This window comes from Streptosporangium album, from assembly GCF_014203795.1.
Taxonomy (GTDB): domain Bacteria; phylum Actinomycetota; class Actinomycetes; order Streptosporangiales; family Streptosporangiaceae; genus Streptosporangium; species Streptosporangium album.
In genome coordinates this window covers 1,040,818-1,063,459 of the sequence record NZ_JACHJU010000002.1, presented here as the reverse complement: position 1 = coordinate 1,063,459, position 22,642 = coordinate 1,040,818, and the positions used below count along the sequence as shown (strand labels likewise).

The window sequence follows — 22,642 nt, the reverse complement described above, 5'->3', positions numbered from 1 at the left end:
CTGGGACTTACGGTCGCGGCATGCGCACCGCGATCTGTGAGAGATTCGGCGTCGAGTTCCCTCTCTTCGCCTTCAGCCACTGCCGCGACGTGGTCGCCGCGGTGACCAACGCGGGCGGGATCGGCGTGCTCGGCGCCGTCGCCTACTCCCCCCAGCAGCTCGACGCGGAATTGAACTGGATCGACGCGCGGGTCGGCGGGCGGCCGTACGGCGTGGACGTCCTCGTCCCGGGCAAGATCGACGCGTCCGCGGCCGACCGGAGCGCCCGCCTCGCCGACTTCATCCCCGAACGGCACCGCGACTTCGTGGCCTACCTGTTCGGCAAGTACGGCGTGAGCGCGCCCGAGCCGTTCACCGGCACGATGCCGGCCCACGGCGACGAGATGGGCCGCCGGGTGACCGCCGAGGGCGCGACAGGTCTCATCGGCGTGGCGCTCAAGCATCCGATCGCCCTGATCGCCAGCGCGCTCGGGCCGCCGCCGCCGGAGATGGTGGACAAGGCGAGGAAGGCCGGGGTGCCGGTCGCCGCGCTGGTCGGCACCGTCGAGCATGCCCGGCGCCAGGTGGCGGCGGGGGCGGACGTGATCGTGGCACAGGGGTCGGAGGCGGGCGGGCACACCGGCGAGATCTCCACCATGGTGCTGGTCCCCCAGGTCGTGGACGCCGTGGACGTCCCGGTGCTGGCGGCGGGAGGCATCGCCGACGGCCGCCAGGTGGCGGCGGCGCTCGCGCTGGGGGCCGAGGGCGTGTGGTGCGGCTCGGTCTGGCTGACCACCGAGGAGGCCGAGACCGTCCCCCCGGTCAAGCACAAGATGCTCGCCGCCACCTCCGCGGACACGGTGCGGTCACGGTCGCGGACCGGCAAGCCCGCCCGGCAGCTGAAGTCCGCCTGGACCGAGGAGTGGGACGGGGCCCAGGAGAGTCCGGGCCCGCTGCAGATGCCGCTGCAGATGTTGCTCGCCGAGAGCGCGATGGCCCGGATCAACCGAGCGGCCGAGCGGGGCCGGCCGGGGGCGGTGGAGCTGGCCAACTACTTCGTCGGGCAGGTCGTCGGCCAGATGAACCAGGTCAGACCGGCCCGCCAGGTCGTCTACGGCATGATCGAGGAGTTCGCCGCCTCCGTGGAGCGCCTGCAGCGGTTCACCGACGACGGGCACGCCCCTCACCCGTGACGACGGCGACCGGATGCGCCCCGCAGCCGATGGAGCCCGGCGGGATCCATCGGCGCCCGGGAACCGTTGAAGGAGAGACGAGGAGAACACGACGGAGGCACGATGCTCGCGGCACTGACAGGCCTGGGACTCTCCACCGCGGCGGGGTTGAACGCCTACATCCCGCTGCTCGTGGTCGGCCTGATCGCCAACCTCACCGACCGGATACGGCTGCCCCAGGAGTTCGCCTGGCTGTCCAACGGCTGGGTGCTCGGGATCATCGGTGTGCTGCTGCTCGCCGAGATCGTGCTCGACAAGGTCCCGGTGGTCGACAGCGTCAACGACATGATCCAGACCGTGGTCCGCCCGGCCTCCGGCGGCGTGGTGTTCAGCGCCACCGAGGCGGCCGCCCGGCTCGACGGCTCGACCTGGATGAGCCACAGCCCCTGGCTGAGCTGGGTGCTGGGCATCGGGATCGCGCTGGCCGTGCACGTGATGAAGACGACCGCCAGGCCGGTGGTCAACGTCTCGACCGCGGGGGTCGGCGCGCCCGTCATCAGCACCGTGGAGGACGCCGGAGCGCTCGGCATGAGCCTGGCCGCGATCTTCCTGCCGGTCCTGGTCGTCGTCGGGGTGGCCGTGCTGGCGCTGCTCGCCTGGTGGGCGATCCGCAAGGTACGGCGCCGCCGCGCGCTCAGGCGGAGTCCGGCCTGACGCGCGGCCCGGTGCGGCCCGGCCTGACGCGCGGCCCGTCCCGGAGCGAGCGGTGATCGCGCGGGGGGAGAAACCCCACCGGCCGGCGACCGCCTCCATCTGAACGCGCGGGCTATGCTCGAAGAACCTCATTTCGCCCCCATCGGGAGGTGGCTCCGATCGGCACTTTCCTCACCATCGTGCTGGTGATCTTCCTGTTCCTCCTCCTCCTGGGGGGAGCCGGCATCTACCTTCTGGTCAAGGTAGGGAAGAAGGCGACCAAGAAGGCCCGCAAGGTGAGCAACCGGGTCGCCTCCCACATGGCGGCGATGGGTCCCGGCGACGCCGGCGAGACCGAGCGGATGCGCCTGGATCTGCGCCGCGAGGTCTCCCTGACCCGTCAGGCGGTGGACCACGCGCTGCGCGACGGGTGGGGCCTGGGCGACCTGCCCCAGCTGGTGGCCGAGATCGGCGCACACGCCGACCAGCTCGACGTCCAGCTCGGCCTCTACGCCCAGCACAGCCGGGTGTCGGCCTACGTCGACCACGCCTCCCTGGGCCGTCTGCGCGAGCACCACGCCAAGCTGACCAGTTCCTGTGCCCGGATCCGCGCCGACCTGCTCAACGACCAGATGGCGCACGCGGCCGGAGGCATCGCCGACATCCAGAACCGCACCGACATCGAGATCGAGGCGCGCCGCCGCGCCCCCGACCCGCTGGACCAGATCGACGAGCTCCACCGGCGCGCCATGGTCAACCGGTCCCGCCCCGAAGAGCACCGCTGACGACTACGGAACGTGTCACCATCCGCTCTCCTACGGACGGGCGGTAAATGGCTTGCGGTAGACCGGAACGGGACTGCACAATCATCGATGTCGATCACGCGGCGCCGCTGTGCGCCTTGGACGAAGGGAGGGTGACCGTGGCTGCTTTCTTCTCTCATGTCCGTAAGTCCTCTCCCACCGGTCCTCGCTGACCTGATCGCCGCACCGGTGGGCCTCTCGATCCGGAGAACCCGCAGTGCCGAAGCATCCCGAACACCGCCGCCGTGGTAAGCACGCGCTCGATGACGACGACGTCGAATGGCTTGCCAACGCCCCCGATGATCTCGACGGGCCGCCGTCCGGCGACCGCTGGTCCACCTGGGACCTGAGCACCCCGACCGAGCGCGGCCCCCGGCCGCATCCCGAGTGGCTCGTCACCGAACTGGCCGCCGTCGACACCGAACTCGGCATCCTGAAGACCGGCAAGGAAGCCGACGTCCATCTCATCTCGCGAGGCGTCCCGGACACCGACCGGACCTGCCTGCTGGCCGCCAAGCGTTACCGCTCGGCCGAGAACCGTCTCTTCCACCGCGACGCCGGGTATCTCGAGGGGCGCGGCGAACGGGACAGCCGGATCAGCCGGGCGATGGCCGGCCGATCCCGGTTCGGCAAGCAGATGATCGCCGGGCAGTGGGCCGGCGCCGAGTTCGCCGCGCTGTGCCGCCTCTGGTCACTGGGGGTGCCTGTGCCGTACCCGGTGCAGATCGTCGGCACCGAGATCCTGGAGGAGTTCGTCGGCACTCCCGACGGCTTCGCCGCGCCCCGCCTGGCCGCCGTCTCCGAGGGGCTGGCAGAGCTGTGGGAGCAGCTCGTGGACGCCACGGTGATCCTGGCCCGCGAGGGCCTGGCCCATGGGGACCTGTCGCCCTACAACATCCTCGTCCACGAGGGCCGGCTGGTCATCATCGACCTGCCGCAGATCGTGGACGTGGTGGCCCACCCCGTCGGCGCGGATTTCCTCGACCGTGACGCGCGCAACGTCGCCACCTGGTTCGCCGCGCGCGGCGTGGCCGCGGCCGACGCCGACTCGCTGGCCGCGCTTCTGCGGGCCGAGGCCCGGCTGTCCTGACCTGCGCCCGACAGCGCCAAGCCGGTCTCCGCTGCCCGCGCGGGCAGCGGGGACCGGCGCTCCTCCTCCGAGCCGTCCGCGTGCCCCTTCTCCGGGGGCGCCGGCCGTCTCAGGGCCGCGGCCGACGCGGGCCCGTCCCGGGGACTTCGCCCCTGTCAGGAGACTCCGGCCTCGCGCATGTCGCGGACCTCGCGCTTGAGCTCCTTGATCTCGTCGCGGAGCCGGGCGGCCACCTCGAACTGCAGGTCGGTGGCCGCCTGGTGCATCTGGTCGGTGAGCGACTCGACCAGCGCCTCCAGCTGTGCACGGGGCATCTCCCCCGCGATCGCCTTGGCATGCTGGCCGACCTGCTTGACCGCGAAGCCGGGGACCGGGGCTTTGCCGCGCGACTGCTGGCGGCCGCTGCCGCCGAGGAGCTGGGCGGTGTCGGCGTCCTCGCGGTTGAGCGAGTCGAGGATGTCGGCGATCTTCTTGCGAAGCGGCTGCGGGTCGATGCCGTTGGCCTCGTTGTAGGCCGTCTGCTTGGCACGGCGCCGGTTGGTCTCCTCGATCGCCCGCTCCATGGAGGCGGTGACCCGGTCGGCGTACATGTGCACCTGACCGGAGACGTTGCGGGCCGCGCGGCCGATGGTCTGGATCAGCGAGGTCTCCGAGCGCAGGAAGCCCTCCTTGTCGGCGTCGAGGATGGCCACCAGCGAGACCTCGGGCAGGTCCAGGCCCTCGCGGAGCAGGTTGATGCCGACCAGGACGTCGAACTCGCCCATCCGCAGCTCCCGGAGAAGCTCGATGCGGCGCAGGGTGTCGACCTCGCTGTGCAGGTAGCGGACCCGGATGCCGAGCTCCAGGAGGTAGTCGGTGAGGTCCTCGGACATCTTCTTGGTCAACGTGGTGACCAGGACCCGCTCGTCCTTCTCGGTCCGGGTCCTGATCTCGTGGACCAGGTCGTCGATCTGGGACTTCGTGGGCTTGACGATCACCTCGGGGTCGACCAGGCCGGTCGGCCGGATGACCTGCTCCACCACGTCGCCCTTGGAACGGCCCAGCTCGTAGGTGCCCGGGGTGGCCGACAGGTAGACGGTCTGGCCGATCCGCTCCAGGAACTCCTCCCACTTGAGCGGGCGGTTGTCCATCGCCGACGGCAGGCGGAAGCCGTGCTCGACGAGCGTGCGCTTGCGGGAGGCGTCGCCTTCGTACATCGCGCCGATCTGCGGCACGGTCTGGTGCGACTCGTCCAGGACGAGCAGGAAGTCCTCGGGGAAGTAGTCGAGCAGGGTGTTGGGCGCGCTGCCCGGCTCGCGGTCGTCCATGTGGCGCGAGTAGTTCTCGATGCCGGAACAGGTGCCGATCTGGCGCATCATCTCCAGGTCGTAGGTGGTGCGCATCCTCAGCCGCTGGGCCTCCAGGAGCTTGCCCTGCCGCTCCATCGTCTCCAGGGTCTGGGCCAGCTCGGCCTCGATGCCCCGGACGGCCTTCTCCATCCGCTCGGTGCCCGCGACGTAGTGGGAGGCGGGGAAGATGTAGAGCTCGTTGTCCTCCGTGATCACCTCGCCGGTCAGCGGGTGCATGGTGGAGAGCTTCTCGATCTCGTCGCCGAACATCTCGATGCGCACGGCGAGCTCTTCGTACTTGGGAATGATCTCGATCGTGTCGCCGCGCACCCGGAAGGTGCCCCGGGTGAAGGCCAGGTCGTTGCGGGTGTACTGCATGTCGACCAGCCGGCGCAGCAGTCTGTCGCGCTCGATCTCCTGGCCGACCTTGAGCCGGGTCATGCGGTCGACGTATTCCTGGGGGGTGCCCAGGCCGTAGATGCACGACACCGACGCCACCACGATCGTGTCGCGGCGGGTCAGCAGCGAGTTGGTCGCCGAGTGGCGCAGCCGCTCGACCTCGTCGTTGACCGACGAGTCCTTCTCGATGTAGGTGTCGCTCTGCGGGACGTACGCCTCGGGCTGGTAGTAGTCGTAGTAGGAGACGAAGTATTCGACCGCGTTGTTGGGCATCATCTCGCGCAGCTCGTTGGCGAACTGCGCGGCGAGCGTCTTGTTGGGCTGGATGACCAGGGTCGGTCGCTGCAATCGCTCGATCAGCCAGGCGACCGTGGCGGTCTTGCCCGTGCCCGTGGCGCCCAGCAGGACGTTGTCCGCGTCACCCGCCTTCACACGCCGCTCGAGCTCGGCGATCGCGGCGGGCTGGTCGCCCGAAGGGATCATGTCGGTGACGACCTCGAAGGGGGCCACCTTGCGCTGCAAATCAGTTACCGGCCTCACTCCACCCACTGTAGGCGGAGCCACCGACATTCCTCCCTGGCCCGGAGCCTGGCTCTCGTTTTAATCGGGTGGCAAGCGATCCGCAAGCCGGGTGTTCTTTACTGTCCCGGATGCCCTCGCCTACGAAGCGTGATATATCGGGCTTTCGATACATATCTATCCCGGAGGTTTGATGTCCCGGCCAAGAGAGGCGATGCGGACGGCGATGGCCGCCGCACAGGCGATAGGGCAGGGAGGCGACCCACGACAGGTGGCGAGCCAGTTCGCAGGGCAGGTGGCAGGCCAGGTCATGGGTCAGACCGCCGGCGAGAAGGGGTTCGCGCTCAACCCGACAGACTTCCTTGCCGCCCGCGAGCAGGGCGCGTCCGTGAGCACGGTCATCGAGGCCCGCACCGCGTCGCTGAACGAGGCCGGTGAGATCGTCAACCGCAGCTTCACCGGCAACGGCCCGGACGGCGAGGCGGCCCACGTGATCTCGCCGGTGGTGATACCCAAGGGCACCACGGCCCGGGTGGTCATCCCCCTGGTCGTGCTGGCGGCGCTCGGCCTGGTCGGGCTGGCCGCCACCGGTCTCATCCCCGGTGCGCGGGTGCTGTTCGGACCGCACTACTGGGCCGTGCTGGTGCTGGCCGCCGCTTTCCTGTGGTGGCGGCGGAGCGTGGTCATGGTGCCCGAGGGCTGCAAGGCCCTGATCACCAAGTTCGGCAAGCTCGTGCAGATCGCCGAGCCGGGCCGGGTGACGCTGTTCAACCCGTGGAAGCGGGTCAGCTACATCGTCAACACCACCCGTGAGTATCCCTTCAACGCGCCCATCCGCGAGGCCCCGACCCAGCAGGGCGTCAAGGCCAGCGTGGACCTGTTCCTGCAGTTCCGGATCGAGGACCCCGCCGAGTTCATCTTCGTCCTCGGCTCGGTCGGCGGTTTCCAGGCCAAGCTGCAGAACGCCATCAGCGAGGTCACCCGCTCCCTCATCTACGCCCAGCGCGCCGAGGACATCTACGACCTGGTCGGCGAGAGCACCCTGGGCATGCTGGACAGCCTCAACCAGCAGTTCCTGCCCGCCGTACGGCTCACCGACGTGAACATCACCCACGCCGAGCCGTCCAGCCAGGAATATCGGATGGACCTGGCCGCCCCGGAGATGATCAGGGTCGCCAAGGAGGCCTACACCTACGAGTACGAGCTCCAGCTGCGCAAGGAGCAGAACGAGGGCGACCTGGTCAAGGAGCTCGCCGGGCTGCAGGAGCAGCTCTCGGCCATCCACGCCGAGATCGCCGGATACCAGGCCCGGATGGACACCGCGTTGGAACGCGCGTCCCACCAGGCGAAGGCCCAGGGAGGCCAGCGGCTGGTGGAGGCGGAGTCCACCGCCAAGGCCAACGCGGCCCTGCTGGAGGCGCAGGCACTGGACATCCGCGCGCTCAGCGCCGCCGAGGCCCCGGAGATCCTGGACTACCGCTTCCAGCAGGACCTGCTCGACAAGCTGGAGGCGGTGGCCTCCCACCTGCCCCACCTGGTGCAGATCGGCGAGTCCGTCGACATCGACCTGCTCGCCCTGGCCAGGCAGCTGGTCGGCAGCCGGGAGGCGCAGCTCTTCTCCGAGGCGGACATGGCCGCCATCAGGGGACGGATCACCGAGATCGGCAAGCGGGTCGAGGGACGCGACGCGGAGATCGGCGCCCTGCTCAACCCGGTCCCCGAGACCGGGGTGCCCGCCGCGGGCAACCCGGCCCCCGAGGCCGTGGTACCCGACGCGGACAGAGCTCCGCAGACCATGACGCCCGCCGTACAGGAAGAAGAGGTCTGAGGTGAGCAGAGAGTTCTCCAAGATCAAGGAATCCCTGGCCTCCTGGTCGGAGATCCGCCAGCTGCTGCGCGGCGGCGAGTCCGGCCAGCTCGTCCCGGTGGTCATCCCCAAGGACCGCCGCGGCTTCGCCTGGGTGACGCTGCTGTTCCTCGCCCTCTACCTGGCCGGTACGGCGCTGCTGGCCGGCGGGGTGTTCTCCGCCCTCGCCGCGGTCGGCGCGGTGCTGTCCCTGCTCGCGGCGCTGGTCTGGCTGTGGCGCCGGGCGATCATCGAGATCGAGGAGGGCACCACCGGCGTGCGCAGCCGGTGGGGCGCGATCACGGGCACCCTGCCCCCGGGCCGTCACTACCTGTGGCTGCCGTGGGACCGGGTGGACGCGGTGGTGGACACCTCCACCGAGATCCCCTACTCCGCTCCGATCGTCGCCTGCCCGACCGCGGAGAACGTGCCGCTGAAGTCGATCGAGTTCTTCCTGAAGTTCCGCATCGTCGACCCGGTCGCCTTCGTCCGGACGATCGGCGCGGGCAACTTCGACCTGGTGCTCAGCAGCGCCGTACAGGACGCCATCCGCCAGCGCAGCCGCCGCGTGCACACCGAACGCGCCTACGACCTGCGCGGGTCCGACGTGGGCGACATGCAGGAGCTTCTGACCCGCCAGCTCGGCCGGTACGGCGTGCGGATCACCGGCGCCAACATCCCCGACGTGCAGCTTCCCGACCAGTACCAGCAGCATCTGGCCACCCGCGAGAAGGTGGCCAAGGAGTTGTCGGCCTTCGAACGGGAGTGGGAGCTCACCCGCAAGCGGCGGATCGACACCCTGCTGATGGAGATCGAGCGCGCCAAGAAGACGCGGGACGCCCGCATCGTCGAGGTGCGGGCCGCCGCCAACACCGCGCGCAAGGACGTCGCCCGCATGCTTGAGGAGCACGAGACCGAGGCGCAGCGGGTGCGCTGGGAGATCGAGGCCAAGGGACGGGCCGAGCTCACCTCCGCGGAGAACGAGGCCAAGGGGCTGCGCCGGCTGGCCGACTCCTACCGCGACAACCGCGCCGTGCTCCAGTACGAGCTGGCCCGGCGCCGCCTGGACGTGGGGGCTCGGCTCGCCGAGAACGCCCCGCGCCCCATCGTCGTGCGCACCGACGGCGCCTCCGGTGAGTCCTCCGCGCTGTCGACCATGCTCCTGGCCCAGATCCTGCCGCAGCTCGGCCGCGGGAACGGCCAGATCAAGCCACCCGTTGAACCCAACTGAAACCTTCTACCCCCTGGGAGTGCCCCAATGGTGTTCCGTAAGCTGATGGCCGCGTTCGGCGCGGGCGTCGAGGTCGACACGGTCCTGCAAAACTCCAGCGTCCGCCCCGGCGAGGTCCTGCGGGGACAGGTCAACTTCCGCGGCGGCGGCTCCGACTACAAGGTCGAGGGCATCTTCATCGACTTCACCGCGGTGGTCGAGGTCGAGAGCGGAGACAACGAGTACCGGTCGACCTACAGTTTCCTGCGCCAGCAGATCACCGGCCCGTTCCACCTCTCCGCGGGCGCCCCGCAGGCGGCTCCCTTCGAGATCCCCGTGCCGTGGGAGACCCCGATCAGCGCCGTCGGCGGCCATCCGCTGCGCGGCATGCAGCTGGGTGTCTCCACCGAGCTGGCCCTGGCCGGGGCGATGGACAAGGGCGACCTCGACCCGCTCTTCGTCAACCCGCTGCCCGCCCAGGACCACGTGCTCGCCGCGCTGGACGGCGCGGGCTTCCGCTTCAAGAAGGCCGACCTGGAGCGCGGCACCCTGCGCGGCTCGCGGATGCCGTTCTTCCAGGAGATCGAGTACTACGCCGGCCACGAGTACGCCCGGCACTTCAACGAGCTGGAGCTGACCTTCATCGCCGGCCCGCAGGCGATGGACGTCATCCTGGAGGCCGACAAGCGCGGCGGTTTCCTGACCTCCAGCCACGACACCTACAACCGGTTCACGGTCCGCTACGACGACCACCCGGGCCAGGTGGAACAGTCCCTCCGTGCCGGCCTGCACGCCATGGCCCAGAGGCGCGGCTGGTTCTGATCCTCCCCCGGGAGCTGCCGGACGACCGCCTGCGGACTCCGCGGAGGCGGAGGCGGACGTCCGTCCCGGCCCTGGAGTGCGGCCCGGTTCTCGATCTACCATGACGGCGGGGCTGATCGGCAGCCGGACGGGCGGGGCGTATACATGGGGCGGATGGCGCGGTTCGGCAAGAACATCGACGGTTTCGTCGCGCTGCTGCTCGCCGTGGGAGTCGGTGTCGTCGGCCTGCTGGACGACACGATCGACAAGGCCCTGCGTGACCAGGTGATCGAGTCCGGCACCCTGCTGGTGCTGGCGCTGCTCACCACCGCCATCCTGCGGGACCGCTGGCGCCAGGAGCCGGCCGAGAAGGCGATGCGAGAGAGCTTCGCCAGGGCCGTGACGCTGCCGGAACGGCCGGAACGGCTGGAGAACGTGGTCTCCGGGGCCGGTCGGGCGCTGCAGGACCTGTCGATCGTGAACGTGCTCAACGGCCCCGAGGAGATCGCCGGGGCCCACGCGGAGGCGCGCGCCGACACCGATCGCTGGATCTTCAAGGGCGGCACGGCACCTACCTGCGCGCGGTGACGCTGCCCGAGTGTGTCGCGGCCGCCCGCCGGGAGCGGCGCGCGCTGCTGATGCGGCTGGAGATCATCGATCCGGGCAACGAACGGGTCTGCGAGGCCTACGCCCGCTTCCGCCGGTCGATGTCGCAGGAGCCGGACGGCACGGGAGAGGTCTGGACGCCCGAGCGCACCCGCAAGGAGGCCTTCGGCACCATCCTCGCGGGCATCCGGGGGATGATCGAGGTCAACCCCAAGGGCGGTGACGGCGACGTGGTCACCGATCTGGACCTGGCCGCGGAGAAGCTGCTGCTGGAACGGGTGCTGACCGCCTTCCCGGGCCGCGGTGATCGCCGAGGAGGCGGGCGAGCTGGGCGAGCCGGGATCGGAGTGGACCTGGGTCATCGACCCGCTCGACGGCACGAACAACCTCGCGATCGGCCTGCCCCTGTACTCCGTGGGCCTGGCCCTGTGCCGGAACGGACGGCCCGAACTGGGAGTCGTCCACGAACCGGTGACCGGCAGGACGTGGTCGGCCGTCCGGGGGCGGGGGTCGCTCGGCCCGGACGGCCCGCTGACCGCCCCACCCTACCGGCCTACCGGCAGCGGTCCCGTGCTGGCCTGGATCCAGGGCTACGGCGTACGGCGCGGCGACGACGTGGCCTGCGCGCTGAAGGCGGAGCCGGACACACGCGCCCGCCGGGTGCTGCGGCTCTGTGCCCCGCTGCTGGCCTGGGTGATGCTCGCCCGGGGCGACATCGACGGGATCATCGGCTACCAGACCGGCATCGTCGACCTGCCGGGCGGGCTGCTGATCGCGCAGGAGGCCGGGGCGGTGGTCAGCCGCTTCGACGGCACCCCCTTCGACTGCGCCCCGCTGACCGGAGGCGGGCGTGACTTCGTCGCGAGCCGGGCCGGGCTCCAGGACGACCTGCTGGAGGCGGTCCGGGTCAGCCGGTGAGCAGCAGCACGCCCACGCCCACGGTCGCGGTCACGCCCACCACGGCCAGCCCCGCTCCGGCCAGCACGAAGGTGAGCGGCGGCACGCGCACGCCTCGGCGGCGGCACCACTCGAACCACAGCAGGGTGGCGAGCGAGGCCCACGGGGTGATCACCGGCCCGATGTCGGTACCGGTGAACAGGGCCAGCAGCTGCTCCTGGTTGTCCACCGGGATGACCTTCTCCACCGCGGTGTAGGCGGGCAGGTTGTTGATCAGGTTGGACAGCCCGGCCCCCACGGCCGCCGCCCGGTAGGCCCCGCCGCCGTCGCCGCCGGTCCCGGCCAGGGCGCCCATCAGGCCGGCCAGGCCGTACCGGCTCAGGGTGGGCACCACCAGGAACAGGCCGGTGACGAAGACGAGAAGCTGCCAGGGGAACAGTGCGAAGGTGAGTTTGGACCTGTCACGCCAGGCGAAGGCGGCGATCATCAGCACCGCCGAGACCAGGGCGGCCGCCTGGATCGGCAGTCCCAGCAGGAGCGCGGCGATGAACAGCGCGCACACCGTGGCGGCCGTCCGGAACAGCAGCGGGTCGGCGACCGGCACCGGGGACGGCGGCTCGTAACGGTCGGCGCCGCGCCGGCCGCGCCGCCAGAAGAGCGTCCAGAGGAAGACCATGGTGACCAGCGACGCGAAGGCCGTGCACAGCAGGAAGAGCGCGGCGTAGTTTCCCCGGCCGACCACCGCCAGCCGGGTGGCGATCACGTCGAAGACCTGGGCCTCCTTGACCAGCTCCGCGAGCACGATCACGGCGCCGAGGAACAGCAGGATGGGCGCGATCCGCTCCAGCTCGGCCCGCGCTTCCCCGCCGTCGCGTTCGCCCGGGACAGCCCCCACTACAACCTCTGGCGGACCGAGCTGCGGACCAGTCTCAGCCAGGCTCGCCGGGTGCCCGCGGAGGAGGCCACCCCGCTCGGTGCGGAGCCGACGGCGGAGGAGCCGCCGGGGGCAGACGGCGACGGCTCGGGGCAGGTCATGGGCCGGTGGCCGTCTCACCTAACCGGCACGGGCCGACAGCTCGGCCCAGAGCTCGTCCACCCGGGCGTCCAGCTCCTCCAGCGCTCCCTCGTTCGGCACCACGAGGTCGGCGACCTTCAGCCGGTCCTCGCGGGTCGCCTGGGCCGCGAGCCGGGCTCTGGCGTCCTGCTCGCTCATGCCGCGCAGCTCGACCAGCCGGGCGAGCCGGACGTCGTCGGCGGCGTCCACGACGACCACGACGTCGTACATCGGGGCGAGGTCGTTCTCCGCCAGCAGCGGCACGTCGTAGACCACGATCGCGTCGCCGTCGGCCTCCTCCTGCAGCTCGGCGACCCGGGCCCCGACCAGCGGGTGCACGATGGCGTTGAGCGAGGCCAGTTTCTCGGAGTCGGCGAAGACGATCGAGCCGAGCCTCTCCCGGTTGAGCGACCCGTCCTCGTACAGCACCTCGTCCCCGAACACCCCGGTGATGCGCGCCAGCCCGCTGGTCCCGGGCTCGACCACCTCGCGGGCGATCTTGTCGGCGTCGATGACAACGGCTCCCCTGGACGCCAGCCGCCGTGACACCTCGCTCTTTCCCGACCCGATCCCGCCGGTAAGTCCCACCTTCAGCATGATCCGCAGCATACGTGGTGCGGCCCGCCCCGGAGCGCCGGCCTTCACGGCCGGGGAGTGGGCGCCCGTGGCGACGCCGGTCCCCCGGAGCACCGAACCACCGCACCACCGCACCGCCGCACCACCGCAAAAGCCAAATGGGACGATGATGGGTGGTTCTTTGCGGTCATGGCTGGAGGTCGCGGCGCATGTGGACCAGGGTCAGGTGGTCGCTCATCCGCTCCCGGCGCGTCTCGCGGTAACCGTGGCGGCGGTAGAGGCGCAGGTTGCCCTCGGACAGGTGCCCGGTGAACAGGTCGAACGCCAGCGCGGCGGCCACCTCCTCGTGCAGGGCGGCCAGCAGGGCGCCACCGATCCCCCTGCCCTGCGCGTCCGGCGCCACCACCAGCCGGCCGACCAGGCAGGTCGCATCCGACATCCGGCCGCGGACCGCGCCGACGATCCGCCCGCCCTCACGGGCCACGAGCACCGTCGCGGTCTCGACGGCCTTGCGGACCTGCTCGGCGGACTCCACCAGCGGCGCGATGAACGGATCGCCGTAGAGCTGGGCCTCGGTGACGTACGCGGCCCGCTGCACGGTCAGGATCTCGCCTGCGTCCTCGGGCTCGGCCCATTCGATCACGGTCACGGCCCAACCCTAGCGGAGACACGGAAAAGGGCCCCGCCGGAGCGGGGCCCTTCCCGTCGGGGTCCTCAGACCCCTACTGCTTCACCTGCGTCAGCTCTGGCCGCCCGCGAGCTTCTCGCGCAGAGCCGCGAGAGCCTCGTCGGAGGCGAGGGCACCCGCCGCCGGAGCCGAAGAGCTGCTGCTGGAGCTGGAGCTCGAAGCGCCGGAGGCCGGGGTCTCACCGGAGTAGGACGTGGGAGCGGCCTCGCCCGCCTCGGCCTCGGCCTTGCGGGCCTCCTCCACCTGCTTCTTGTGAGCCTCGAAACGGGTCTGGGCCTCGGCGTACTGCCGCTCCCACTCGTCACGCTGCTTCTCGAAGCCCTCGAGCCACTCGCTCGTCTCGGAGTCGAAGCCCTCGGGGTAGATGTAGTTGCCCTGGTCGTCGTAGGTCGCCGCCATGCCGTACAGCGTGGGGTCGAACTCGATGTCGGCACCGGCCGCGCTCTCGTTCGCCTGCTTGAGCGACAGCGAGATCCGGCGACGCTCCAGGTCAATGTCTATGATCTTGACGAAGATCTCTTCGCCGACCTGGACGACCTGCTCGGGGATCTCGACGTGGCGCTCGGCCAGCTCGGAGATGTGGACCAGGCCCTCGATGCCCTCCTCGACGCGGACGAACGCACCGAACGGCACCAGCTTGGTGACGCGGCCCGGAACGACCTGACCGATCTGGTGGGTGCGGGCGAACTGCTGCCAGGGGTCCTCCTGCGTCGCCTTGAGCGACAGGGAGACCCGCTCGCGCTCCATGTCGACGTCGAGAACCTCGACGGTGACCTCCTGGCCGACCTCGACAACCTCGGAGGGGTGGTCGATGTGCTTCCAGGAGAGCTCGGAGACGTGAACCAGACCGTCGACGCCGCCCAGGTCCACGAACGCACCGAAGTTGACGATCGAGGAGACGACGCCCTTGCGGACCTGACCCTTCTGCAGGGTGTTGAGGAACGTCTGACGCACCTCGGACTGGGTCTGCTCAAGCCAGGCGCGGCGGGAGAGAACCACGTTGTTGCGGTTCTTGTCCAGCTCTATGATCTTCGCCTCGAGCTCACGGCCGACGTACGGCTGGAGGTCGCGGACGCGGCGCATCTCGACCAGGGACGCCGGAAGGAAGCCACGGAGGCCGATGTCGAGGATGAGACCACCCTTGACGACCTCGATGACGGTACCGGTGACGATGCCGTCCTCGTCCTTGATCTTCTCGATCGTGCCCCAGGCCCGCTCGTACTGAGCGCGCTTCTTGGACAGGATCAGACGCCCTTCCTTGTCCTCCTTCTGGAGAACCAGGGCCTCGACGTGCTCGCCAACCTCGACGACGTCCGCGGGATCGACATCGTGCTTGATCGAGAGCTCACGCGAGGGGATGACACCCTCGGTCTTGTAGCCGATGTCGAGCAAAACTTCATCTCGATCGACCTTGACGACGGTGCCCTCGACGATGTCGCCGTCGTTGAAGTACTTGATGGTCAGATCGATCGCTGCGAGGAAGTCTTCCTCGGAACCGATGTCGTTGACCGCTACCTGCGGGGTGCTCGAGGTGGCCTCAGTGCTGCTCGTCATGTGTGGAATTGCTCCGAACGCGGACAGATGTCGATGTGGCGAACACGCGGCAGGCCTCTTATCGTTCAGCCGAAGGAATCCATCGGCATGACGAGCGCGAGCCCACTCCGTCCGAGACACGCGCGAGCCCACAGCGCAGCGATCAGCATATGAGACCAGACGAGTCTGGTCAATCCGAAGACACGACACGCCGTAAACAGAAAGTCAGCCGACGTTAGTAGGCATTGACCTGACGCCTCCACTTGGAGGTGATGATACCCCGGAGCTTCTCCGGCACGGACACGCGATCGGGGTCGCCGTCCGCCGTGTAGAGCCGGTCGGGGTGCTTTTTCAGCCACTCCAGCCAGTACTGCGAGCACCATTTGCGGCACTCGCCCTTCTTGCCGTTGCTCTGGATCCGCTGGATGGCCCGCCAGTCGAAGTCCTTGACGAAAGGCGACTCCGACGGCTGCGCGCCGGCCAGGAAGACCCCCTTGAACGCGTAGCGGCTCCCGTCCCACTTCCCAGACTGCGCCGTGGACCGCTTGCGCGGCATCGCGCCGAACGGCAGCGCGAAGGTGTCGGAGGGACCGGCGCCGAGCTTGTCGAGCAGCCGCTCGGTCCGGACGATCTGCTCGGCGACCTTCTTCTTCGACAGGCTCGGCAGGTTGGCATGGGTCCAGGTGTGGTTGGCCACCTCGAAGCCGCGGGAGGTCAGCCACTGCACGGCCCGCGTCTGGTCCCGCCGGTCGCGCAGGCCGAACGGCTCGCGGTTGACCCAGAAGGTGGCGACGGGCCGGAACCCCGGATGCTTCTTCGCGACCTGGTAGATGATCCCGACCGCGGTGTCCTTGGCCGGCATGCCGTTGCCGTCCAGCGCGAAATGGCTCGCGTGCCCGTCGTCGAAGGTCAGCACGACCGGGTGCTTACCCGCCGGGATGTCGATCTTTCCGGTGACGAACTCCCGCGCGGTGATCGGCACGTAACCGTCCTTGGCCAGCTTCTCCATCTCCTGGCGCACCTGGGAGGGCGTGCGGTCGATGGAGGCCAGCCGCTTCTTCATGATCCGGTGGTACATCAGCACCGGGACCGTGCCCGCCTCGTTGGCCTTCACCTGCCGGGCGAACTCCGGAGTCGTCCGGATCGGCGGTGGAAGATCCGCCGAGGGCAGGTCGGGCTCCGGCGACGGGCTCGGGGTGGGGGTGGGGGTGCCCGTCACCGCGCCGGCCAGGGGCGCGGCCCGCGGGGCGGCCTCCGTGGGGAGCGTGATGAGCACCACCACCGCGGCGGCCACCACCAGGGTGTTGGCCATCATGATGATCAGCGTGAGGGGGGCTGGACTCCGCACGGAACTCCCGGGTCTGTCGAGGGATCGGCTGTCTCACCACCCTAGAACAGACTCGGACAGGTCGGGCGCCCCGTCAGTGACCGGCGTCCTCCCAGGTCCGGCCGACGCCTACGGAGACCTCCAGCGGGACGCGCAGCGCGTAGGCGGCGTTCATCTGGTCTGTGACCAGCTCACGCAAGGTCTCCAGCTCTCCCGGCGCCACCTCGAACACCAGCTCGTCGTGGACCTGGAGCAGCATCCGGGAGCGCAGGGACGCCTCCTTCAGGGCGTTCTGCACATTGAGCATGGCGACCTTGATGATGTCGGCCGCCGAGCCCTGGATCGGCGCGTTGAGCGCCATCCGCTCGGCCATCTCGCGGCGCTGGCGGTTGTCGCTGTTGAGGTCGGGCAGATAGCGGCGGCGGCCCATGATGGTCTCGGTGTAGCCGTCGTGCCTGGCCTGGGCGACGATCGCGTTGAGGAAGTCGCGGACACCGCCGAACTCCTCGAAGTATTCCTCCTTGAGCGCCCTCGCCTCCGGCACCGGGATGTTGAGCTGCGCCGACAGCCCGAAGTCCGACAGGCCGTACGCCAGGCCGTAGTTCATGGCCTTGATCTTGGCCCGCAGCTCCCCCGTCACCTGCTCGGGCTCGATGTCGAAGACCCTCGCGGCGGTGGCCTTGTGGAAGTCGTGCCCGGACTCGAAAGACGCGATCAGCGACTCGTCACCCGACAGGTGCGCCATGATCCGCAGCTCGATCTGGCTGTAGTCGGCGGTCAGCAGGGTCTCGTATCCGGCCCCGACCGTGAAGCCCTGCCGGATCCGGCGGCCCTCGACGGTGCGGATCGGGATGTTCTGCAGGTTGGGCTTCTCCGAGCTGATCCGCCCGGTGGCCGCGATGATCTGGTTGTAGGTGGTGTGGATCCGCCCGTCGTCGGCGATCTCCTTGATCAGACCCTCGACCGTGACCTTCAGCTTGGCCTGGTCGCGGTGGCGCAGCATGATGGTCGGCAGCTCGTGCTCGGTCTGGGCGGCCAGCCAGGCCAGCGCGTCGGCGTCGGTGGTGTAGCCCGTCTTGGTCTTCTTGGTCTTGGGCAGGTTCAGGCGGACGAAGAGGATCTCCTGCAGCTGCTTGGGCGAGCCCAGGTTGAACTGCTCCCCCACGGCCGCGTGCGCCGCCTCGACGGCCTGCTTGACCGCGCCGCCGAACTCGGCCTCCAGACCGCTGAAGTAATCCCGGTCGGCGGCGATGCCGGCCCGCTCCAGCTCGGCCAGCACGGTCACCAGCGGCAGCTCCACCTCGCGCATCAGGCGGGTGCCGTCCCGCGGCTCCAGGAACGCCTCCAGCGCCTCGGCCAGCTCGCAGACGGCCAGGGCCCGCAGCCCCAGCTCATGGGCGGCGTCGGCGTCGACGTCGTCGAAGAGGCTGGCCTGGCCGCCGGCGTCGGCCTCGCTGCGCAGCTCACGCTGGAGGTAGGTCCGTACGAGGTCCTCCAGCGGGAACGTCTTCTGCCCCGGCATCGCCAGGTAGGCCGCCAGCGCCGTGTCGCACGTCAGGCCGCGCAGGTCCATCCCCTGCGCCCACAGCGCCAGCATCGGCCCCTTGGCGTCGTGCACGGCCTTGGGGCGCGCGGGGTCGCCGAGCCAGGCGCGCAGGGCCGCCTCGTCGGCCTCGGTCAGCGTGGTGGGGTCGACGAAGGCGGCGCGACCGCCGGGCACGGCGATCGCGAGGCTGTCGATCCGCCCGGTGCCGCTGCCGTAGGCGCCCTTGAAGGCGAGCCCGGCCCGGCCCTGCGGCAGCGCCTCCAGCCATCCGGCGACCTCGCCGGGGCCGAGCACGACGGCCTCGACCTCGAAGCCCTCCTCCGCCTCGGGCTCGGCGGCGCCGAGCGTCTTGAACAGCCGGTCGCGGATCTCTCCCCGGAACTCCAGCGTGTCGAGGATCTTGTTGACCTCGTCGCGGTCGGCCTGGCCGACCGTCAGGCGGGAGACCTCGTGCTCCAGCGGGACGTCGCGCATGAGCTGGGTGAGGCGGCGGTTCATCAGCACCTGGTCGAGGTGGTCGCGGAGCTTGTCGCCGACCTTGCCCTTGACCTCGTCGATCCGGTTGACCAGCTCCTCCAGCGAGCCGAACTCGCGGATCCACTTGGCCGCGGTCTTCTCCCCCACACCGGGGATGTTCTTGAGGTTGTCGCTGGAGTCGCCGCGGATGGCCGCGAAGTCGGGATACTGGACCGGGGTCAGCTCGTACTTCTCCAGCACCGCCTCGGGGGTGAACCTGGTCATGTTGCTGATCCCGACCCGGGTCATCAGCACCGTGATGTGCTCGTCGACCAGCTGCAGCGCGTCACGGTCGCCGGTGACGACCAGCACGTTCATGTCCTGCGCCGCGGCCCGGGTGGCGAGGGTGGCGATCAGGTCGTCTGCCTCGTAACCCGACAGCGACAGGTGCGGGACGCGCAACGCGTCGAGCATCTCGTGGATCAAGCTCATCTGGCTGCGGAAGCTGTCGGGGCTCGCGCTCCGGTTCGCCTTGTACTCGGCGTACTCCTCGTGCCGGAACGTCGGCTCCGACCGGTCGAAGCAGACCGCCACATGCGTGGGCCGCTCGTCGCGGAGCACGTTGACCAGCATCGAGGTGAACCCGTAGACCGCGTTCGTCGTCTGACCCGTGGTCGTGGAGAAATTCTCCTCCGGCAGGGCGTAGAAGGCCCGGTAGGCCAGTGAATGCCCATCCAGCAGCAGGAGACACGGACGAGTGGGGGTCGCTTCGTTCTTCGGCACAGGGAAAGCCTAGTCTGCCCCTGCGACAGAAAACCTGGCCGAGCGCGACAGGAGACATCCCCTTGACCATGACCGACCCCGACGACGTCACCCGCCGCATGGAGGAACAGCTCGGCGCCTCCCACCGGAACACCCTTGTCGAGCGCATGGGGATCGAGATCACCGAGGCCACCCCCGAGCGCGTGGTGGGCCGGATGCCGGTGGAGGGCAACGTCCAGCCCTACGGCCTGCTGCACGGCGGCGCCTCGTGCGTGCTCGCCGAGACCCTCGGCTCGACCGGCGCGGCCATCCACGCGGGGCCCGGGCGCATCGCCGTGGGCATCGAGATCAACGCCACCCACCACCGCTCGGCCACCTCCGGGTACGTCACCGGCGTGGCGACCCGGATCCACGGCGGCCGCACGCTGGCCACCTACGACATCGAGATCACCGACGAGCAGGGCCGCCGGGTGTGCACCTCGCGCCTCACCTGCATGCTGCGTGACCACTGATCCACGACTCGCCCGCGATATGACCGCCCCCTTTCTCCACTCTTGCCGCATGAACGGCTACGGTGGGTGACAGCGGTGCCCGCGGGGAGGCCGAGTAGAAAACGCACAGGGTCGGGGAAGCTCTGTACGGTGCCAAAGGCCTCCCCCGGGCTCGTACGGCGACGGCCCGCGCCACGCGGGCGCGGGCCGTACGATATCCGGGCTCTCAGATGTCGGTGTGCGTCGGGTCGAGCACGCGGCGCAGGAAGGTCTTGGTGCGCTCGTGCTGCGGGTCGCCGATCACCTGCGCGGCCGGGCCGTCCTCCACGATGACACCGCCGTCCATGAAGACCACCCGGTCGGCCACGTCCCTCGCGAAGGCCATCTCGTGGGTGACCACGAGCATGGTCATCCCCTCCTCGGCCAGCTTGCGCATGACCGTGAGCACGTCGCCGACCAGCTCCGGGTCGAGCGCCGAGGTGGGCTCGTCGAAGAGCATCAGCGCCGGGCTCATCGCCAGCGCCCTGGCGATGGCCACCCGCTGCTGCTGCCCACCGGACATCTGCAGCGGGTAGGCGTCGCACTTGTCGGCGATGCCGACCTTCTCCAGGTTCTCCCTGGCGATCTTCTCGGCCTCCGCCTTCCCCCGCTTGAGCACCCGCCGCTGGGCGATCATGACGTTCTGCAGCGCGGTCATGTGGGGGAACAGGTTGAACTGCTGGAAGACCATGCCGACCCGCCGGCGGGCGGCGTCGATGTCGACGTCGCGGTCGGTCAGCTCGATCCCCTCCAGGACCACCCTGCCCGACGTGGGCTGCTCCAGCAGGTTCACGCAGCGCAGCAGCGTGGACTTGCCCGACCCCGAGGGTCCGATGACGCAGACCACCTGGCCGGGGTCGACGGCGAAGTCGATGCCCTTGAGGACCTCCAGGTTCCCGAACGACTTGTGCAGGTCACGGATCTCGACCGCGTGGTTCACCGCGCTCACCGTCCCTTCGCCTGACGCTTCTCCAGCCGGGAGGCGAGATACCCCAGCGGGATGGTGACCAGGAGATACGTCACGCCGACCACCAGGATGGGCGTGGCGTTCGCGTAGGTCGAGGCCATGTCGTTGCCGAACTTCGTGAGCTCGACGTACTCCCCGGAGACGCCGAGGAACAGCACCAGTGAGGAGTCCTTGAGCAGGGAGACGAACTGGTTGGTCGTCGGCGGGATCACGATGCGCACGGCCTGCGGGATGACGATGGTCGTCATGGCCCGCGCGTGCGACATGCCCAACGACCGCGCCGCCTCCATCTGCCCCTTGGGGACCGCCTGCAGACCCGCGCGGAGCGTCTCGGCCATGTAGGCCGAGCCCACGATGGTCAGGCCCAGGATGCCCTGGCCGTAGGTGCCGCCGGGCACCTCGAAGCCGGGCAGGGCCAGCGGGAGAAACAGGATGAGCAGGAAGATCAGCAGAGCGGGCAGACCCCGGAAGATCTCGATGTAGGCGATCGCGATCCACCGGTACACGAGCACCGACGACATCCGCATCAGCGCGAACACCAGGCCCAGCAGGAAGGCGAAGAAGAAACCCCCCACCGAGTAGATGATCGTGTTCTTCAGCGCGACCGTGAACACGTCCGGCAGCGTCTCCGCCGCGACCTCGGGCTTGGCGAAGTTCGCGGCGAGCTGGCCCCATTCGATGCGCAGGGCGAGGGAGACCACGACGGCCACCAGCACGACGTACTGGACGGCCCGACTGATCTGCTGCTTCTTACGCGGGCTGAGCCCGGTCCTGACGGGGGGCGCCCCGCCAGGACCGGACGGCTCAGCCGGCGTCGACTGTTCGGTCATCGATCAGCCGAGCTCTCCGGGCTTCTTGCCGAACCACTTCACGAAGATCTTCTCGTAAGTGCCGTCCGACTTGGCCGTGGTGATCGCATCGTTGATCGCCTTGAGCAGGACCGGGTCGGCCTGCTTCTTCAGGCCGATGCCGTACTGCTCGCCGGTGTCCAGGCTGGCCACCAGCTCGAACTTGTCGGCGATCTCCGGCTTCTTCAGCCAGGTCAGGACGACGGGCAGGTCCTGGACGATCACGTCGGCCTGACCGGACTGCAGGCCCAGGAGCTCCTTGGGAGAGTCGGCGAACTCCTTGGGGTTGAGCCCCTGCTTCTTGACGTACTCGAGGCCCGTGGTGGAGGCCTGCGCGCCGAGCTTGAGGTTCTTGGCCTTGATCTCGTCCAGCGTCTTGACGCCGAGGCCCTTCTTGGCCAGCAGCGCCTGGGTGGCGTCGAAGTAGGGCTCGGAGAAGGTGATGTTCGCCCGGCGCTCCGGGGTGATGGTCATGCCCGCGGCGGCCACGTCGCACTTGCCCGCGGCCATCGCCGCACCGCTCTTGATGACGGCGAAGTCGATGTCGACGATCTCCTGCGTCAGGCCGAGCTTCTTGGCCGCCAGGTCGACGATGTCGACGTCGAAACCGACGGTCTTGTCACCCTCCTTGAACTGGAAGGGCTCGTACGGCAGGTTGGTGCAGGTGGTGAGCTTGCCAGGGGTGACGAGCTTGGGACCTCCGGCGGCCGAGGCGGCGCCGTCGGAGTTCGCACTGGTGGTGCCACCGCCGCCACAGGCGGACAGGCCAAGCGCGCCGGCGACGACCACCGCGCCCACCGCGACCGCACGCCGGGAAACAAAACTCAGGCCCACAAAGGCCTCCTCACAGTCAATGTCGCATCTCGAACAGACACCTCAGTGCTGGTGATGCTGCCCCATATGCATAGCGATGCAGATCACCGATATGACACAGTTCGGACAACAACCATGCTGAGAACCGCCTGATCAGTACCCTGTACCCCGGCACGGATCATGACGCGTCCACTCATCG

The 22,642-nt window shown here is 69.5% G+C and carries 20 protein-coding genes; 10 read left to right on the top strand and 10 right to left on the bottom strand.

Going from position 1 to position 22,642, the window contains the following annotated elements; translation table 11 throughout:
* Positions 1–20: 20 nt before the first annotated feature.
* The 4 genes from FHR32_RS28735 to FHR32_RS44830 all read left to right on the top strand — a co-directional run bounded on the left by FHR32_RS28735 (position 21) and on the right by FHR32_RS44830 (position 3,737).
* Positions 21–1,172, top strand: a complete 1,152-nt coding sequence (locus FHR32_RS28735) for an NAD(P)H-dependent flavin oxidoreductase (protein WP_184757624.1) — start codon at positions 21–23, stop codon at positions 1,170–1,172.
* A 102-nt stretch (positions 1,173–1,274) separates the two neighbouring features.
* On the top strand, positions 1,275–1,865 hold the full coding sequence (locus tag FHR32_RS28730) for a DUF4126 domain-containing protein (RefSeq protein ID WP_184757623.1): 591 nt from the start codon (positions 1,275–1,277) through the stop codon (positions 1,863–1,865).
* A 149-nt stretch (positions 1,866–2,014) separates the two neighbouring features.
* The gene (locus FHR32_RS28725) at positions 2,015–2,629 is read left to right on the top strand and encodes a hypothetical protein (protein ID WP_184757622.1); all 615 of its coding nucleotides are present in this window, start codon (positions 2,015–2,017) and stop codon (positions 2,627–2,629) included.
* A 235-nt stretch (positions 2,630–2,864) separates the two neighbouring features.
* Complete coding sequence (locus FHR32_RS44830; RefSeq protein ID WP_184757621.1) at positions 2,865–3,737, top strand: serine protein kinase RIO; 873 nt, start codon at positions 2,865–2,867, stop codon at positions 3,735–3,737.
* Positions 3,738–3,892: 155 nt separating this feature from the next.
* Here FHR32_RS44830 and uvrB read toward each other — a convergent pair whose 3' ends face one another.
* Positions 3,893–6,004 (bottom strand): excinuclease ABC subunit UvrB, encoded by a 2,112-nt coding sequence (gene uvrB / locus FHR32_RS28715; protein WP_312882743.1) that lies wholly within the window; start codon positions 6,002–6,004, stop codon positions 3,893–3,895.
* Between the two features lie 172 nt (positions 6,005–6,176).
* Between uvrB and FHR32_RS28710 the strand changes: the two genes are divergently transcribed.
* The 5 genes from FHR32_RS28710 (at position 6,177) to FHR32_RS28690 (ending at position 11,364) form a co-directional block, all read left to right on the top strand.
* Positions 6,177–7,811 (top strand): SPFH domain-containing protein, encoded by a 1,635-nt coding sequence (locus tag FHR32_RS28710; protein WP_246467460.1) that lies wholly within the window; start codon positions 6,177–6,179, stop codon positions 7,809–7,811.
* A gap of 1 nt (position 7,812) precedes the next feature.
* Positions 7,813–9,060, top strand: coding sequence for an SPFH domain-containing protein (locus tag FHR32_RS28705; protein ID WP_184757620.1), 1,248 nt, complete (start codon positions 7,813–7,815; stop codon positions 9,058–9,060).
* Positions 9,061–9,087: 27 nt separating this feature from the next.
* Entirely contained in the window at positions 9,088–9,861 is a 774-nt protein-coding gene (locus tag FHR32_RS28700; protein ID WP_184757619.1) for a sporulation protein, read from the top strand.
* 153 nt (positions 9,862–10,014) lie between these two features.
* Positions 10,015–10,428, top strand: coding sequence for a hypothetical protein (locus FHR32_RS28695; RefSeq protein ID WP_184757618.1), 414 nt, complete (start codon positions 10,015–10,017; stop codon positions 10,426–10,428).
* Positions 10,429–10,749: 321 nt separating this feature from the next.
* Entirely contained in the window at positions 10,750–11,364 is a 615-nt protein-coding gene (locus FHR32_RS28690) for an inositol monophosphatase family protein (protein ID WP_312882742.1), read from the top strand.
* Here FHR32_RS28690 and FHR32_RS28685 read toward each other — a convergent pair.
* The 6 genes from FHR32_RS28685 to polA form a co-directional block, all read right to left on the bottom strand.
* Positions 11,354–12,238, bottom strand: coding sequence for an SLC13 family permease (locus FHR32_RS28685; protein ID WP_312882741.1), 885 nt, complete (start codon positions 12,236–12,238; stop codon positions 11,354–11,356). The genes FHR32_RS28690 and FHR32_RS28685 overlap by 11 nt on opposite strands.
* Before the next feature lie 159 nt (positions 12,239–12,397).
* Entirely contained in the window at positions 12,398–12,994 is a 597-nt protein-coding gene (coaE, locus tag FHR32_RS28680) for a dephospho-CoA kinase (protein WP_184757617.1), read from the bottom strand.
* 166 nt (positions 12,995–13,160) lie between these two features.
* Positions 13,161–13,622: a GNAT family N-acetyltransferase gene (locus tag FHR32_RS28675; RefSeq protein WP_184757616.1), complete on the bottom strand. Its 462-nt coding sequence runs from the start codon at positions 13,620–13,622 to the stop codon at positions 13,161–13,163.
* A 90-nt stretch (positions 13,623–13,712) separates the two neighbouring features.
* Positions 13,713–15,215: a 30S ribosomal protein S1 gene (rpsA, locus tag FHR32_RS28670; RefSeq protein WP_184757615.1), complete on the bottom strand. Its 1,503-nt coding sequence runs from the start codon at positions 15,213–15,215 to the stop codon at positions 13,713–13,715.
* A gap of 214 nt (positions 15,216–15,429) precedes the next feature.
* Positions 15,430–16,509: a polysaccharide deacetylase family protein gene (locus FHR32_RS28665; RefSeq protein WP_184757614.1), complete on the bottom strand. Its 1,080-nt coding sequence runs from the start codon at positions 16,507–16,509 to the stop codon at positions 15,430–15,432.
* Between the two features lie 106 nt (positions 16,510–16,615).
* A complete protein-coding gene (polA, locus tag FHR32_RS28660) occupies positions 16,616–19,306 on the bottom strand; it encodes a DNA polymerase I (RefSeq protein ID WP_184757613.1) in 2,691 nt (896 codons plus the stop codon).
* A 98-nt stretch (positions 19,307–19,404) separates the two neighbouring features.
* On the opposite strand from polA, the gene FHR32_RS28655 reads away from it, so the two are divergent.
* Positions 19,405–19,797 (top strand): PaaI family thioesterase, encoded by a 393-nt coding sequence (locus FHR32_RS28655; RefSeq protein ID WP_184757883.1) that lies wholly within the window; start codon positions 19,405–19,407, stop codon positions 19,795–19,797.
* Between the two features lie 205 nt (positions 19,798–20,002).
* Here the strand turns inward: FHR32_RS28655 and FHR32_RS28650 are convergent, their stop codons facing one another.
* From FHR32_RS28650 to FHR32_RS28640, 3 genes are read right to left on the bottom strand one after another with little or no spacing between them, the layout of a single operon-like run.
* On the bottom strand, positions 20,003–20,764 hold the full coding sequence (locus FHR32_RS28650; RefSeq protein ID WP_312882740.1) for an amino acid ABC transporter ATP-binding protein: 762 nt from the start codon (positions 20,762–20,764) through the stop codon (positions 20,003–20,005).
* Positions 20,761–21,612, bottom strand: a complete 852-nt coding sequence (locus FHR32_RS28645) for an amino acid ABC transporter permease (protein ID WP_184757612.1) — start codon at positions 21,610–21,612, stop codon at positions 20,761–20,763. Before FHR32_RS28645 ends, FHR32_RS28650 begins: the two co-directional genes overlap by 4 nt.
* Positions 21,613–21,615: 3 nt before the next feature.
* Positions 21,616–22,464 (bottom strand): ABC transporter substrate-binding protein, encoded by an 849-nt coding sequence (locus FHR32_RS28640; RefSeq protein WP_184757611.1) that lies wholly within the window; start codon positions 22,462–22,464, stop codon positions 21,616–21,618.
* Positions 22,465–22,642: the final 178 nt, after the last annotated feature.